14 protein-coding genes are annotated in these 14,707 nt (G+C 71.9%); 4 read left to right on the top strand and 10 right to left on the bottom strand.

All coding sequences use genetic code 11. The features are described 5' to 3' along the window. Positions 1 to 24: 24 nt before the first annotated feature. From H0H10_RS28620 to H0H10_RS28605, 4 genes are all read right to left on the bottom strand, one after another. Positions 25 to 1,149: a GuaB3 family IMP dehydrogenase-related protein gene (locus tag H0H10_RS28620; RefSeq protein ID WP_188184016.1), complete on the bottom strand. Its 1,125-nt coding sequence runs from the start codon at positions 1,147 to 1,149 to the stop codon at positions 25 to 27. Between the two features lie 105 nt (positions 1,150 to 1,254). Continuing rightward, entirely contained in the window at positions 1,255 to 2,760 is a 1,506-nt protein-coding gene (gene guaB / locus H0H10_RS28615) for an IMP dehydrogenase (protein ID WP_188184015.1), read from the bottom strand. Positions 2,761 to 2,911: 151 nt separating this feature from the next. Then, positions 2,912 to 3,499: a sigma-70 family RNA polymerase sigma factor gene (locus H0H10_RS28610; RefSeq protein WP_188184014.1), complete on the bottom strand. Its 588-nt coding sequence runs from the start codon at positions 3,497 to 3,499 to the stop codon at positions 2,912 to 2,914. Positions 3,500 to 3,974: 475 nt separating this feature from the next. Further along, positions 3,975 to 4,586 carry a response regulator transcription factor gene (locus tag H0H10_RS28605; protein ID WP_003948568.1) on the bottom strand — a complete coding sequence of 204 codons (612 nt, stop codon included), beginning with the start codon at positions 4,584 to 4,586 and terminating at the stop codon, positions 3,975 to 3,977. A gap of 381 nt (positions 4,587 to 4,967) precedes the next feature. On the opposite strand from H0H10_RS28605, the gene H0H10_RS28600 reads away from it, so the two are divergent. Next, a complete protein-coding gene (locus H0H10_RS28600) occupies positions 4,968 to 5,297 on the top strand; it encodes a WhiB family transcriptional regulator (RefSeq protein ID WP_188184013.1) in 330 nt (109 codons plus the stop codon). Positions 5,298 to 5,381: 84 nt separating this feature from the next. Here H0H10_RS28600 and H0H10_RS28595 read toward each other — a convergent pair whose 3' ends face one another. Then, positions 5,382 to 6,287: a LysR family transcriptional regulator gene (locus H0H10_RS28595; RefSeq protein ID WP_188184012.1), complete on the bottom strand. Its 906-nt coding sequence runs from the start codon at positions 6,285 to 6,287 to the stop codon at positions 5,382 to 5,384. An 81-nt stretch (positions 6,288 to 6,368) separates the two neighbouring features. Here H0H10_RS28595 and H0H10_RS28590 point away from each other — a divergent pair, with 81 nt between their 5' ends. Next, positions 6,369 to 7,040, top strand: coding sequence for an MOSC domain-containing protein (locus tag H0H10_RS28590; protein WP_188184011.1), 672 nt, complete (start codon positions 6,369 to 6,371; stop codon positions 7,038 to 7,040). 96 nt (positions 7,041 to 7,136) lie between these two features. Next, positions 7,137 to 7,910 (top strand): SDR family NAD(P)-dependent oxidoreductase, encoded by a 774-nt coding sequence (locus H0H10_RS28585; protein WP_188184010.1) that lies wholly within the window; start codon positions 7,137 to 7,139, stop codon positions 7,908 to 7,910. A gap of 153 nt (positions 7,911 to 8,063) precedes the next feature. On the opposite strand, the gene groL is transcribed toward H0H10_RS28585, so the two are convergent. The 4 genes from groL to H0H10_RS28565 all read right to left on the bottom strand — a co-directional run bounded on the left by groL (position 8,064) and on the right by H0H10_RS28565 (position 12,149). Continuing rightward, positions 8,064 to 9,689, bottom strand: a complete 1,626-nt coding sequence (gene groL, locus H0H10_RS28580; RefSeq protein WP_188184009.1) for a chaperonin GroEL — start codon at positions 9,687 to 9,689, stop codon at positions 8,064 to 8,066. Positions 9,690 to 9,809: 120 nt separating this feature from the next. Beyond that, positions 9,810 to 10,118, bottom strand: coding sequence for a co-chaperone GroES (gene groES, locus H0H10_RS28575; RefSeq protein WP_014178834.1), 309 nt, complete (start codon positions 10,116 to 10,118; stop codon positions 9,810 to 9,812). A 379-nt stretch (positions 10,119 to 10,497) separates the two neighbouring features. After that, positions 10,498 to 11,214 (bottom strand): polysaccharide deacetylase family protein, encoded by a 717-nt coding sequence (locus tag H0H10_RS28570; protein WP_188184008.1) that lies wholly within the window; start codon positions 11,212 to 11,214, stop codon positions 10,498 to 10,500. After that, positions 11,211 to 12,149 (bottom strand): polysaccharide deacetylase family protein, encoded by a 939-nt coding sequence (locus tag H0H10_RS28565; protein WP_188184007.1) that lies wholly within the window; start codon positions 12,147 to 12,149, stop codon positions 11,211 to 11,213. Before H0H10_RS28565 ends, H0H10_RS28570 begins: the two co-directional genes overlap by 4 nt. Positions 12,150 to 12,239: 90 nt before the next feature. Between H0H10_RS28565 and H0H10_RS28560 the strand changes: the two genes are divergently transcribed. After that, the gene (locus H0H10_RS28560) at positions 12,240 to 13,409 is read left to right on the top strand and encodes a THUMP-like domain-containing protein (protein ID WP_188184006.1); all 1,170 of its coding nucleotides are present in this window, start codon (positions 12,240 to 12,242) and stop codon (positions 13,407 to 13,409) included. On the opposite strand, the gene H0H10_RS28555 is transcribed toward H0H10_RS28560, so the two are convergent. Continuing rightward, on the bottom strand, positions 13,406 to 14,692 hold the full coding sequence (locus H0H10_RS28555; RefSeq protein ID WP_188184005.1) for an RNA polymerase sigma factor: 1,287 nt from the start codon (positions 14,690 to 14,692) through the stop codon (positions 13,406 to 13,408). The genes H0H10_RS28560 and H0H10_RS28555 overlap by 4 nt on opposite strands. Between the last annotated feature and the right edge of the window lie 15 nt (positions 14,693 to 14,707).

Here is a 14,707-nt window from a genome sequence, read left to right as displayed (position 1 = left end):
TGACCGGCCCGTACGCGGTGTGGCTCAGCGGCGGTGCTGGGAGTCCGCCACCGTCACCTCGACCCGCTGGAACTCCTTCAGCTCGCTGTAGCCGGTCGTGGCCATCGCCCGGCGCAGCGCGCCGAAGAAGTTCATCGAACCGTCGGGCGTGTGGGACGGGCCGGTGAGGATCTCCTCGATCGTGCCGACCGTGCCGAGGCCGACCTTCTTGCCGCGCGGCAGCTCCTCGTTGACGGCCTCCATGCCCCAGTGGTGGCCCTTGCCCGGCGCGTCGGTCGCCCGGGCCAGCGGCGAGCCCATCATCACCGCGTCGGCGCCGCAGGCGATCGCCTTGGGCAGGTCGCCGGACCAGCCGACACCGCCGTCCGCGATCACGTGCACGTACCGGCCGCCGGACTCGTCCATGTAGTCGCGGCGGGCGGCGGCCACGTCGGCGACCGCGGTGGCCATCGGGACCTGGATGCCGAGCACGTTGCGCGTGGTGTGCGCGGCGCCGCCGCCGAAGCCGACGAGGACGCCCGCCGCGCCCGTGCGCATCAGGTGCAGGGCCGCGGTGTAGGTGGCGCAGCCGCCGACGATCACCGGGACGTCCAGCTCGTAGATGAACTGCTTCAGGTTCAGCGGCTCGTGCGAGGAGGACACGTGCTCCGCCGAGACCGTCGTGCCGCGGATGACGAAGATGTCCACGCCCGCGTCCACGACCGCCTTGGAGAACTGGGCCGTGCGCTGCGGGGAGAGCGCGGCGGCGGTGACCACGCCGGAGTCGCGCACCTCCTTGATGCGCTGCCCGATCAGCTCTTCCTTGATGGGCGCGGCGTAGATCTCCTGCAGGCGCCGGGTGGCCGCCTCCGCGTCCAGCTCGGCGATCTCGTCGAGCAGCGGCTGCGGGTCCTCGTACCGCGTCCACAGACCTTCGAGGTTCAGCACGCCCAGGCCGCCCAGCTCGCCGATCCGGATCGCGGTGGCCGGGGAGACGACGGAGTCCATGGGGGCGGCGAGGAAGGGCAGCTCGAAGCGGTAGGCGTCGATCTGCCAGGCGATCGAGACCTCCTTCGGGTCCCGCGTACGGCGGCTGGGGACGACGGCGATGTCGTCGAAGGCATACGCCCGGCGGCCGCGCTTGCCGCGCCCGATCTCGATCTCAGTCACGTCTGTGGCCTTTCCCTGATGCGTTTCAGCGCCTTCCAGTATCCCCGACGGGCACGGCGAAAGCGGCCCCGGATGCTCCGGGGCCGCCCTCGGGAAGGCCGCTGCCTACTTGCGGCTGTAGTTCGGTGCCTCGACCGTCATCTGGATGTCGTGCGGGTGGCTCTCCTTCAGACCGGCGGAGGTGATCCGCACGAACCGGCCGTTGCTCTGCAGCTCCGGCACGGTCCGGCCGCCGACGTAGAACATCGACTGGCGCAGGCCGCCGACCAGCTGGTGGACGACCGAGGAGAGCGGGCCGCGGTAGGGCACCTGGCCCTCGATGCCCTCGGGGACCAGCTGCTCGTCGGAGGCGACGCCCTCCTGGAAGTAGCGGTCCTTGGAGAACGACTTGCGGTCGCCGCGGGTCTGCATGGCGCCCAGCGAGCCCATGCCGCGGTACGACTTGAACTGCTTGCCGTTGATGAACATCAGCTCGCCCGGCGACTCCTCGCAGCCCGCCAGCAGCGAGCCGAGCATCACCGTGTCGGCGCCGGCGACCAGGGCCTTGGCGATGTCGCCGGAGTACTGCAGACCGCCGTCGCCGATGACCGGGACACCGGCCTCGCGGGCGGCCAGCGACGCCTCGTAGATGGCGGTGACCTGCGGGACGCCGACGCCGGCGACCACGCGGGTGGTGCAGATGGAACCGGGGCCCACGCCGACCTTGATGCCGTCGGCACCCGCGTCGACCAGGGCCTTCGCGCCGTCCCGGGTGGCGATGTTGCCGCCGATGACGTCGACGCCGGAGGAGTTCGACTTGATCTTGGCGACCATGTCGCCGACCAGCCGGGAGTGGCCGTGCGCGGTGTCGACGACGATGAAGTCGACGCCCGCCTCGATCAGCGCCTGGGCGCGCTCGAAGGCGTCACCGGCGACACCGACCGCGGCGCCGACCAGCAGCCGCCCCTTGGCGTCCTTGGCGGCGTTGGGGTACTTCTCGGCCTTGACGAAGTCCTTGACCGTGATCAGGCCCTTGAGGACGCCGTTGTCGTCGACCAGCGGCAGCTTCTCGATCTTGTGGCGGCGCAGCAGCTCCATGGCGTCGACGCCGGAGATGCCGACCTTGCCGGTGACCAGCGGCATCGGCGTCATGACCTCGCGCACCCGACGGGTGCGGTCGGTCTCGAAGGCCATGTCGCGGTTGGTGACGATGCCGAGCAGCTTGCCGGCGCCGTCGGTGACCGGCACGCCGCTGATGCGGAACTTGGCGCACAGCGCGTCGGCCTCGGCCAGCAGGGCGTCCGGGTGGATCGTGATGGGGTTGGCCACCATGCCCGACTCGGAGCGCTTGACCAGGTCGACCTGGTTGGCCTGGTCCTCGATGGACAGGTTGCGGTGCAGTACACCGACACCGCCCTGGCGGGCCATCGCGATCGCCATGCGCGATTCGGTGACCTTGTCCATGGCGGCGGACAGCAGCGGGATGTTCACCCGCACGTTCTTGGAGACGTACGAGGCGGTGTCGATCTCGTCGGGTGCCATGTCCGACGGGCCCGGCAGCAGCAGCACGTCGTCGTAGGTCAGCCCGAGTGTCGCGAACTTCTCGGGCACTCCGTCGACGTTGGCAGTCATGACACCTTCCCCAAATGGCCTTGATCGGTGCGGATGTCCATGCTAACGGGAAGTGGACGTGTCTCATTCCACGATCAAGGACCGCTATGGGCTTCGTAGATTCGTACGGATCTTTGTACGGACACGACCCGCCGCCCGTTCACGGCGGGCGTCACTGCTCCGCGAGCGCCCTCAGCCGGCTCAGCGCCCGGTGCTGGGCCACCCGCACGGCCCCGGGTGACATTCCCAACATCTGCCCGGTCTCCTCGGCCGTGAGCCCCACCGCGATGCGCAGCAGAAGCAGCTCACGCTGGTTCTCGGGCAGGTTGGCCAGCAGTTTCTTGGCCCACTCGGCGTCGCTGCTGAGCAGCGCCCGCTCCTCCGGGCCGAGGGAGTCGTCCGGCCGCTCGGGCATCTCGTCGGACGGGACGGCCGTCGAGCCGGGGTGCCGCATCGCGGCGCGCTGGAGGTCGGCGACCTTGTGGGCGGCGATGGCGAAGACGAACGCCTCGAAGGGGCGTCCGGTGTCCTTGTAGCGGGGCAGCGCGAGGAGGACCGCCACGCAGACCTCCTGAGCGAGGTCCTCGACGAAGTGCCGGGCGTCGCCCGGCAGCCGGGACAGCCTCGTCCGGCAGTACCGCAGCGCCAGCGGATGGACATGGGCGAGCAGGTCGTGCGTGGCCTGCTCGTCCCCGTCGACGGCGCGGTGGACGAGCCCACCGACCGTCCCTTGGTCAGGGGCCGCCTCGTCGTCACGCATCGGACCATGGTGCCTTGCGGCTGTCCGATCCGTGGCACCGCGCCCGTTGTTGTGCACCGAAGCGTTATGAGCAGGTGCGCCGGAACTCATCCCCTGCGCCCTCCCCTTCCGCTCGACCGACTCGTCCCCGAGGAACTCCACACCTCAAGGATGCGGCATCCGCGGCGAAACGAGCAGCGGGCACCCGGCGGGTCGCCTTGTCAGCCCCGCCCACCTCGCGGTAAGCGGGGATCGCCGGCCCCTCGTCGGGCCCCGTGGACCTGCACCGCACGGGGGCGCTCCTAAGCCCTGACCGGCGGATCACGCCGGGCCCGCGGAGTCCGCACATACTCCCCCACCGCCTGACGGGCGTGGGGGTGCCCGCGGCGGCGTCGGTCGCCGGCTCCCCCGCGCCGCGCGACTGCACGAACCACGCCCCGCTCACCTCCGCCGATCGGCACCGCCGGTCCCCGCAGCCTGTTCCGCCGGGCAGGCCCTAGCGGACCAGGCCCCACCGGAAGCCGAGCGCCACGGCGTGCGCCCGGTCCGAGGCGCCGAGCTTCTTGAACAGCCGCCGGGCGTGCGTCTTGACGGTGTCCTCCGAGAGGAACAGCTCACGGCCGATCTCCGCGTTGGACCGGCCGTGGCTCATGCCCTCCAGGACCTGGATCTCCCGCGCGGTCAGGGTGGGCGCGGCGCCCATCTCGGCCGAGCGCAGCCGGCGCGGGGCCAGCCGCCAGGTGGGGTCGGCGAGGGCCTGCGTGACGGTGGCGCGCAGCTCGGCGCGCGAGGCGTCCTTGTGCAGATAGCCACGGGCACCGGCGGCGACGGCGAGGGCCACGCCGTCCAGGTCCTCGGCGACGGTGAGCATGATGATGCGCGCACCGGGGTCGGCGGACAGCAGCCGCCGGACGGTCTCGACGCCGCCCAGGCCGGGCATGCGCACGTCCATGAGAATCAGGTCCGAGCGGTCGGCGCCCCAGCGGCGGAGGACTTCCTCGCCGTTGGCAGCCGTCGTCACGCGCTCGACGCCGGGCACGGTCGCGACCGCGCGGCGGAGCGCCTCTCGGGCAAGCGGGGAGTCGTCGCAGACGAGGACGGAAGTCATGGCCGTCCTCCGCAGCTGATGCGCGTCACGTTGAGCCTCCAGGCTGGTTCGAAATCGTCACCTGTGCGGTCGACCGTCTCGGACGCCCGCCCGAGCGCTTGTTCCTTCAACCGCCTCCGCACTCTCAACGACGGTCACTCGAAAGAGTTACGGGGCTGTGTGTCGTCTTCGGCACTCTACGTGAGGGGACGGACACAGCGCAGACATGCGCAGCAGACCGACAACCTTTCATCACAAGCTATGCCCCATTTAGCCGCTTTTCTTCCGCTTCGCTGGTGTCTGCGGCTAGATTCTCAATGAGTCATATTTTCATCTCCTTAGATCGTAGTTGTACGGTCGTGGACACCGTATCCACCCAGATCGGCTACAAGGGGTCACACAATGGCAGATTTCTCCCGCCTTCCCGGACCGAACGCGGACTTGTGGGACTGGCAGCTCCTGGCTGCGTGCCGCGGGGTGGACAGCTCGCTCTTCTTCCATCCGGAGGGCGAGCGCGGTGCGGCCCGGAGCGCTCGCGAGAACTCGGCCAAGGAGGTCTGCATGAGGTGCCCGGTCCGCGCCGAGTGCGCGGCCCACGCGCTGGCCGTGCGCGAGCCGTACGGCGTATGGGGCGGGCTGACCGAGGACGAACGCGAGGAGCTGATGGGACGGGCGCGCAACCGCCTGGTGTCGGCATCGGCGACCGGCGGGGACACGGCCCCGCACCACTGAAGGACGCAGCGGACCAGTTAACTGAAGGAACGTTTCTCCAAGCGCGCGTACGCATATGCCCGGCGCCCCTCGCGGCGCCGGCGGCTAGCGGGACGCCGCCCGGGCCAGCTCGTCCAGCGTCGCCGCCACGGCCGGCACCTGGGCCAGGTCGGGCAGCGTGAGCGCGACGATCTCCCGCCGCACCGCCGGCTCCAGCGCCACCGTACGGGCGCCCCTCGGCCGCACGGACTCGACCGCGAGCTGGGGCAGCACGGCGACCCCCAGACCCGCGCCGACCAGGCCCACGACCGCCGGATAGTCGTCCGTCGCGAAATCGATACGGGGTGTGAAGCCGGCCCCCTCGCACACCTCGACCAGCTGACCGCGGCAGCGCGGGCAGCCCGCGATCCACGGCTCCCCGGCGAGGTCGCCGATGGCGACGGAACCCGTGGGCCCCGTACGCGCGAGCCGGTGGGCCTCGGGCACCAGTGCCACCAGGCGGTCGGTCAGCAGCGGCCGTACGACGAGGTCGTCCCACTCCTCGGCGCCCGCCGCCCCCTCGTAGCGGAAGGCCAGCGCCACGTCGCAGTCGCCCTCCCGCAGCAGTTCCACGGACTTCGGCGGCTCGGCCTCCTCCAGGGAGACCCGGGTGCCGGGGTGCGCGGCACGCAGCGCGGCGAGCGCGGTGGGCACCAGCGCGGAGCTGCCGCTGGGGAAGGACACCAGCCGCACCCGCCCGGCCCGCAGCCCGGCGATGGCGGCGACCTCCTCCTCGGCCGCGGTCAGCCCGGCGAGGATCCCGGCGGCGTGGCGCACCAGCGCCTCTCCCGCCTGAGTCAGCCGCATCTCGCGTCCGCTGCGGACGAGCAGGGGCGTGCCGACGGATGCCTCCAGGGCCTTCATCTGCTGGCTGACGGCGGGCTGCGTGCAGCCCAGTTCGCGCCCGGCGGCGGAGAAGGAACCGGTGCCGGCCACGGCGCGCAGCACCCGGAGATGACGAGCCTCGATCACACGCCCGAGGATAAGCGATCCTTTGAACCGGCGTCGAATAATGCGTCGACGCTTTGGTGACGGGTGATCTACCGTGCCGCCATGACGCTGCTTCTCTCAGTGAACCTGGGCCGCCCGAAGACCGTTCCGTACACGGATCACCCCGAAGGTGTGACCGGCATCGACAAGCGCCCGGCCGACGGGCCGGTGCGGGTGGCGGCGCCCGGTCCGAAGGGGACCGGCGCGAGCGGGCTGGCCGGGGACGCGGTGTGCGACACGCGCCACCACGGCGGCACGGACCAGGCCGTGTACGCGGTGGCGCGCGAGGACCTCGACGACTGGGAACGCGAGCTGGGCCGGCCGCTGCCCAACGGCTCGTTCGGCGAGAACCTGACGACGGCGGGGCTGGACGTCTCCGGCGCCCGGATCGGCGAGCGCTGGCGGATCGGCCCCGATCTGGTGCTGGAGGTCACCTCGGGCCGGATCCCCTGCCGCACCTTCCAGGGCCATCTGGGTGAGAGCCAGTGGGTGAGGCGCTTCACCCGGAAGGGTGCGCCGGGCGCCTACCTGCGGGTGATCGAGCCCGGCGAGATCCGTGCGGGCGACCCGGTGGAGATAGTGCACCGGCCCGCTCACGAGGTGACGGTGGCGTTGCAGTTCCGGGCCGTGACGACCGAGCGTGAGCTGCTGCCCCGGCTGCTCGCGGCAGGCGAGGCGCTGCACCCCGAGGCGCTGGCCACGGCACGGAAGTACATGGCGGCGCAGACCGCCTGACGGGAGCTCACGCACAGTGCGTCCACGGAGGCTCCACGGGCCGGGGACCCGGTGAGCGAAGCGGACGGATGCGGTCCGGGTCACTAACCTTGCGCCATGACAACGGCATTGATTACGGGATCGACCGCGGGGATCGGCGCCGCGTTCGCACGGCGGCTGGCGGCCGACGGGCACGACCTGGTCCTCGTGGCCCGCGACACCGTGCGGCTGCGCGAACAGGCGACCGAGCTGCACGACCGGCACGGCATCGAGGCCGAGGTACTGACCGCCGATCTCGCGACGGACGCCGGCATCGAGGCGGTGGCGGCCCGGCTGGGTGAGCGCAGGGACCCCGTCGACCTGCTGATCAACAACGCCGGCTTCGGCAACAAGGGACGTTTCCTCGACGTCCCGATGGCCGACGAGCTGACGATGCTGAAGGTGCACTGCGAGGCGGTGCTGCGGCTGACCTCGGCGGCGACGGAGGCGATGCGGGAGCGGGGCCGCGGGGGCGTCGTCAACGTGGCCTCGGTCGCGGCGTTCGTGCCGCGCGGCACCTACGGGGCCTCCAAGGCGTGGGTCGTGCAGTTCACGCAGGGCGTGGCGAAGGACCTGGCCGGCAGCGGGGTGCGCCTGATGGCCCTGTGCCCCGGCTTCGTCCGCACCGAGTTCCACGCGCGGGCCGGGATGGGCACGGACAACATCCCGAACTGGATGTGGCTGGACGCCGACAAACTGGTCGCCGCGGCCCTGAAGGACCTGGCACGGGGCAAGTCCCTGTCGGTCCCGGACCCCCGCTACAAGACGCTGATGGGGGCGACGAAGCTGGTGCCGCGGGGGATGCTGGGCGGGATCACGTCGAGGACGGGGCGGAAGTACGGACCCCAGTAGAACGCGCCCCGGAAGGGGCGCGGGCAACTGCGCGACCAGCCCCCGCGGCGCCGCACCCGGCACCGGACCCGACGGGGCAGACGCGCACCCGGCGCCAAGAAACGGTGCCCGGCCCCCGCAGGGGACCGGGCACCGTTCGGCTCAGCGCAGCGCTCAGTGGGCGTGGCCGTGGCCGTGGCCCGCGGCGGCCGGCTCCTCCTCTTCCTTCTTCTCGACGACCAGGGTCTCGGTCGTGAGCAGGAGGGAGGCGATGGAGGCGGCGTTCTCCAGGGCGGAGCGGGTGACCTTCACCGGGTCGATGACGCCGGCCTTGACCAGGTCGCCGTACTCGCCGGTGGCGGCGTTGTAGCCGTTGCCCTTGTCGAGCTCCGCCACCTTGGAGACGATGACGTAGCCCTCCAGGCCGGCGTTCTCGGCGATCCAGCGCAGCGGCTCGACGGCGGCCTTGCGCACGACCGAGACACCGGTGGCCTCGTCGCCGGTCTTGCCGAGGTTGTCCTCCAGGACCTTGACGGCGTGGACCAGGGCGGAGCCACCACCGGAGACGATGCCCTCCTCGACCGCGGCGCGGGTCGCGGAGATGGCGTCCTCCAGACGGTGCTTGCGCTCCTTCAGCTCCACCTCGGTGGCGGCGCCGACCTTGATCACGCACACGCCGCCGGCCAGCTTGGCGAGGCGCTCCTGGAGCTTCTCGCGGTCCCAGTCGGAGTCGGTGGTCTCGATCTCGGCCTTGATCTGCGCGACGCGGCCCTCGACCTCGTCCTTCTTGCCGGCACCGTCGACGATCGTGGTGTCGTCCTTGGTGACGGTGACGCGGCGGGCGGAGCCGAGCACGTCCAGGCCGACCTGGTCGAGCTTGAGGCCGACCTCCTCGGAGATGACGGTGGCGCCGGTGAGGACGGCCATGTCCTGCAGCATCGCCTTGCGGCGGTCGCCGAAGCCGGGGGCCTTCACCGCGACGGCGTTGAAGGTGCCGCGGATCTTGTTCACGACGAGGGTGGACAGGGCCTCGCCCTCGACGTCCTCGGCGATGATCAGCAGCGGCTTGGAGGCGTTGGCCTGGATGACCTTCTCCAGCAGCGGCAGCAGGTCCGCGATGGAGGAGATCTTGCCCTGGTTGATGAGGATGTACGGGTCCTCCAGGACGGCCTCCATGCGCTCCTGGTCCGTCACGAAGTACGGCGACAGGTAGCCCTTGTCGAAGGCCATGCCCTCGGTGAAGTCCAGCTCCAGGCCGAAGGTGTTGGACTCCTCGACGGTGATGACACCGTCCTTGCCGACCTTGTCCATCGCCTCGGCGATCAGCTCGCCGACCTGCTGGTCCTGGGCGGACAGCGCGGCGACGGCGGCGATGTCGGACTTCTCGTCGATCGGGCGGGCGGTCGCGAGGAGGTCCTCGGAGACGGCGGCGACGGCCGCGTCGATGCCCTTCTTCAGCAGCGCCGGGGAGGCACCGGCGGCGACGTTCTTCAGGCCCTCGCGGACCAGCGCCTGGGCCAGGACGGTCGCGGTGGTCGTACCGTCACCCGCGATGTCGTTGGTCTTGGTCGCCACCTCCTTGACCAGCTGGGCGCCGAGGTTCTCGTACGGGTCCTCGATCTCGACCTCGCGGGCGATCGTGACACCGTCGTTGGTGATGGTCGGAGCGCCGAACTTCTTGTCGATGACGACGTTGCGACCCTTGGGGCCGATGGTCACCTTGACCGTGTCGGCGAGCTTGTTGACGCCGCGCTCAAGGGCGCGACGGGCGTCCTCGTCGAACTTCAGGATCTTCGCCATGGGAGCGTGAGCCCTCTTCCGAAATCTAGGGGAGAACTGGCTGCGCCCCGGGCGCCCGGCTTCTTATGGGTCGCGGGGGCCAGGGGCGCAGCTGCTGAGCAGGAGTCGAGGCGGGTCGACTTACTTCTCGATGATCGCGAGCACGTCGCGGGCCGAGAGGACGAGGTACTCCTCGCCGTTGTACTTCACCTCGGTGCCGCCGTACTTGCTGTAGAGAACGACGTCGCCGACGGAGACGTCGAGCGGAAGACGGTTGCCGTCCTCGAAGCGGCCCGGGCCCACGGCCAGGACGACGCCCTCCTGGGGCTTCTCCTTGGCGGTGTCCGGAATGACCAGGCCCGAAGCCGTGGTCTGCTCGGCGTCGAGCGGCTGGACCACGATGCGGTCCTCGAGCGGCTTGATGGCAACCTTGGAGCTGGCGGTCGTCACGATCCGACCTCCCCCTTCGGAGATCTCACGGGGTTAACTGTCTGAGGTGGCGACCAGGTCGATCCGTCGTCGCGGGTGCCGGACCTGCCCGTCGCGTTGTTGGCACTCTCCAGGGGGGAGTGCCAGAGCCGAGACTATGACCGCGATTAGCACTCGGTCAAGCGGAGTGCCAATGCCTGCGGCGCGTCGGCCGGGGATCTCGGGTGAACGCCGGTTTCTCCGGCACCCCGCGTGGGTGTGGGCGTCGCTGGGGGCTGCCGCCCCCAGGCCCCCGCTTCGGCCTGGACGGCCTCGTCCTCGAACTCCCCCAGAGGGGGCACCCCCAGACGGGCTGGGAGTGCCGGACCGGCATTGACGGGCGCCGCCGACGACACCACCGCTAGAGGTAGTCCTCCAGACGGCCCACCCTCAGCCCCTCCTCCTCGATCTTCCGCAGCAGGGCCTCCGTGCGGACCGGCGCGCCGACGGACACGATGTCGCCGGGGAGCAGGCGGTGTTCGCCCCGGGTGAAGGTCAGGTGGCCGTCGGCGTCCAGCGCCGCCCGCCACAGGACGACCGCCGTGACGCCGCAGTCGGCGGCGGCGCGCAGGGTCGTCGTGTCGTACGTGCCGTAGGGCGGGCGGAAGAGGCGGGGGCGGACGCCGAAGCGGGATCGGAGCTTGTTCTGCTGGCCGCAGATCTCGGCGCGCTGGCCGGCGTAGGGCAGGCCGCGCAGGGAGGGGTGGTCGAGGGTGTGGTTCTGCAGGCTCGCGCCGACCGAGCGCAGCCGCGCGAAGTGGCCGTACGCCGGTCCGGCGACGGTGTCGGTGAGGAACAGGGTGACCGGGAGCCGCCGTTCGCGCACCAGGTCGGTGAAGCGCGGGTCGCGCTCGGCTCCGTCGTCGTAGGTGAGGAAGACGACCCTGTCGTCGGTGCGGACGCGGTCGACGACGGGCGGCAGGCCCTGCTTCTGCCCGTTGCCCTGCGCCGGGTGGCGGCGCGGGGTGTGGGCCGCGGCCTCGCCGGGGCGTTCGGCGGGGCCGGCGAACGGGGCGCAGCCGGCGAGCAGGACGGCCGCCAGGGCGGCCCCGGCGGGCCGGCACCGCCCCCGCCTCACAGGTAGTCCTCCAGCCTGGCCACCGCGTATCCCTCGGCGGTGACCTTGTCGAGGAACTCCCGGACCATGTCGCGCATCGTGCCGCCCCAGTCGCCCGGGCCCCGGAAGTGGGTGAGGACGATGTCGCCGGGGCGGAGCCGCCGGTCCGATTCGCGGTAGTCCCAGTGGTCGGCGAAGACCTCCTCGTTCCAGATCGGGGCGTACTTGATGCCGCAGGACTTCGCGGCGCGCAGGGTGTCCCCGTTGTAGTTGCCGTAGGGCGGGCGGAAGAGGACGGGACGCGTGCCGTAGCGCTCCTCGATCACGTCCTGCATGCCGCAGATCTCGCGCCTCTGTTCCGCGTACGACAGTCCGGGCAGGTAGGGGTGGTTGAGGGTGTGGTTGTTGAGGGTGACCCCGCGGTCCCGCATCCTCCCGAAGTAGCCGTAGTCGTCCCTGATCAGGTAGTCGCTGAGGAAGGCGGTGTACGGGATCTTCAGGTCGCTCATCATCCGCAGGAACTGCGGGTCCTTCTCGGCGCCGTCGTCGATGGTGAGGAAGACGACCTTGTCCTCGGTGGGGACGGTGGTGAAGACCGGCGGCAGGTCCTCTTCCTCCTGTCCGGTCACCTCGAAGCCCGCGCGCGGTGCGATCACCGGCTTCTCCGCGGGGGGCGGCGGTGGGGTCAGGGGGACCTCCTTCAGGTTCCAGCGCTCGGCGGCGGCGACCCTGGCCTCGTACGCCGCGCGCAGCTCGGAGGCGTAGCTGTCGAGCGCACGGGCCGGGGGTGCCTGGAGGGGCTGCTGGCCGGAGGCGCCCCTGGCTCCGGAGGTTTCCTGCGCACAGCCGGAGACGAGGGCGGCCACGGCGAGGGCGGTGAAGGCGCCGCGAACCCCGATGGCCGAGCGCTTCACCCGAAAAGACCGACTCTTATCGTTTTGTACGACTACTCGCATGCTGTCGGATCCTCGCAGCCCGCGGCTCCCGGACCTGGCCCGACACCACGCCGGAGGCACACCGTCCACCGACTGGCCCACAATGAGCCGGTGAACGACCTCGCCGCCCTCCTCACCCCCGAAGGCCGCGCCCTCCTCGACGAGGTGCGCGACACCGATCCCGCCCGGGAGCTGGCCGTCGCCACCCGGCTGCGCCGCGACCACCCCGCCGAACTGGTGTCGGCGGCGCTCGGGCAGGCGCGGCTGCGGCAGCGGGCGGCGGCGAAGTTCGGGGCGGAGGACGCCGGGCGGATGTTCTTCACGCCGAACGGCGTCGAGCAGTCGACGCGGGCGAGCGTGGCCGCGTACCGGGCCCGGAGGATGACGGAGCTGGGCGTGACCTCCGTGGCCGACCTGTGCTGCGGGATCGGCGGCGACGCGATCGCTCTCGCCCGCGCCGGGATCCGGGTCCTGGCCGTGGACCGGGACCCGGCGACCGTCGCGGCGGCCCGGGCCAACGCCGGGGCGCTCGGGCTCACCGATCTGATCGAGGTGCGCGAGGCCGACGTGACGGAGGTGGACACGGGCGGCTACGACGCCGTGTTCGTCGACCCGGCGCGGCGGGGCGGACGCGGCCGGATCTTCGACCCGGAGGCGTACTCACCGCCGCTGTCCTGGGCGGTCGAGGCGGCCCGTACGGCGTCCCGCGCCGCCGCGCTGAAGGTCGCGCCCGGCATTCCGCACGAGGCGGTGCCCGCGGACGCCGAGGCCGAGTGGATCTCCGACGGCGGGGACGTGAAGGAGGCGGTGCTGTGGTTCGGCACCGAGCCCGGCGCGGTGCGGGCCACGCTGCTGCCGGGTCCGCGCACGCTGGCGTCCCGGGGCCTGCCCGACCCGGAGGTCCGCACCCCGGGCCGGTACCTGTACGAACCCGACGGCGCCGTCATCCGCGCCCACCTGGTCGCCGAGGTCGCCGAGCGGGTCGCCGGCGGGCTGCTCGACGCGACGATCGCGTACGTCACCGCGGACGAGCTGGTGCCGACGCCGTACGCCACGGCGTACGAGATCACCGACCGGATGCCCTTCAACGTCAAGCGGCTGAAGGCACTGCTGCGGGACCGTCAGGTCGGCACGCTGACCGTGAAGAAGCGGGGCTCGGCGGTCGAGCCGGAGGAGCTGCGGCGGAAGGTCAGGCCCCAGGGGCCGAACTCGGCGACCGTGTTCCTGACCCGGGTCGCGGGGGCACCGACGATGCTGATCGGCCACCCGGCCCGCGGCTAACCGCACTCCTCGGCGCGGCGGGTCAGCAGGGCCCGTTCCCGTTCGTTGCGGGTCAGCGACGCGGCTCGTGCGAACTCCGTCCGCGCCTCCCCCGTACGGCCCAGGCGCCGCAGGAGGTCGCCCCGGACGCTCGGCAGCAGGTGGTAGTCGCGCAGGGCGGGCTCGGCGGCGAGGGCGTCGACGATGTCCAGTGCCCGGGCCGGGCCCTCGGCCATCGACACGGCGACCGCGCGGTTGAGTTCGACCACCGGGGACGGGGCGCGGGCCGCGAGCACGGCGTAGAGGGCGGCGATGCGCGGCCAGTCGGTCTCCTCGTAGGTGTGCGCGAGGGCGTGGCAGGCGGCGATCGCGGCCTGGAGGACGTACGGGCCCGGAGCGCCGGTGGCGGTGGTGTCCGCCCGGTCGAGTGCGGCGATGCCGCGGGTGATGAGCATGCGGTTCCAGCGGCGGCGGTTCTGGTCCTTCAGCAGGACGGGTTCGCCGTCGGGGCCGGTGCGGGCGGCGGTGCGGGACGCCTGGAACTCCAGCAGGGCCGTCAGGCCGTGCACCTCGGGCTCCTTCGGCATCAGGGCGGACAGCACGCGGGCCAGCCGCAGGGCGTCCTCGCACAGGGCCGGGCGCAGCCAGTCGTCGCCGGCGGTGGCGGCGTACCCCTCGTTGAAGATCAGGTAGATGACGTCCAGGACCGAGCCGAGCCGGGCGGCGCGGTCCGGGCCGTAGGGCACCTCGAAGGCGACGTTCTTCGTCGCCAGCGTCCGCTTGGCGCGGACGATGCGCTGGGCGACCGTCGGCTCCGGGACGAGGAAGGCCCGGGCGATCTCGGCCGTGGTCAGGCCGCCGAGCAGGCGCAGGGTCAGCGCGGTGCGGGCCTCGGCGGACAGCACCGGGTGGCAGGCGGTGAAGACGAGCCGGAGCAGGTCGTCGTCGATGTCGTCGGGGTCGGCCGGCACCTCGGGCGGGGCGGCGGCCGACAGGTCCCGGCCGATCTCGGCCAGCTTGCGGGCGTAGTTGTCCCGGCGGCGGATCAGGTCGACGGCACGGTGGCGGGCGGTGGCCATGAGCCAGGCGCCCGGGTTGTCGGGCACCCCGTCCCGGGGCCACTGCTCCAGGGCGGCGACCAGGGCGTCCTGCGCGAGTTCCTCGGCGATGCCGACGTCCCGGACGATGCGGGCGACGCCGGCGATGACGCGGGGCGACTCCAGGCGGAAGACGGTCTCGATGGCCTCGGTGGCCCGGTCGGGGCCCGGGGCGCGGGGCGGGGCGGCGGTGGGCTGCGGTTCCACAACCCACCATGCAAC

It is taken from the genome of Streptomyces griseicoloratus (assembly GCF_014534645.1).
Lineage (GTDB): Bacteria > Actinomycetota > Actinomycetes > Streptomycetales > Streptomycetaceae > Streptomyces > Streptomyces griseicoloratus.
This window is presented reverse-complemented; position numbering and strand designations above follow the sequence as displayed.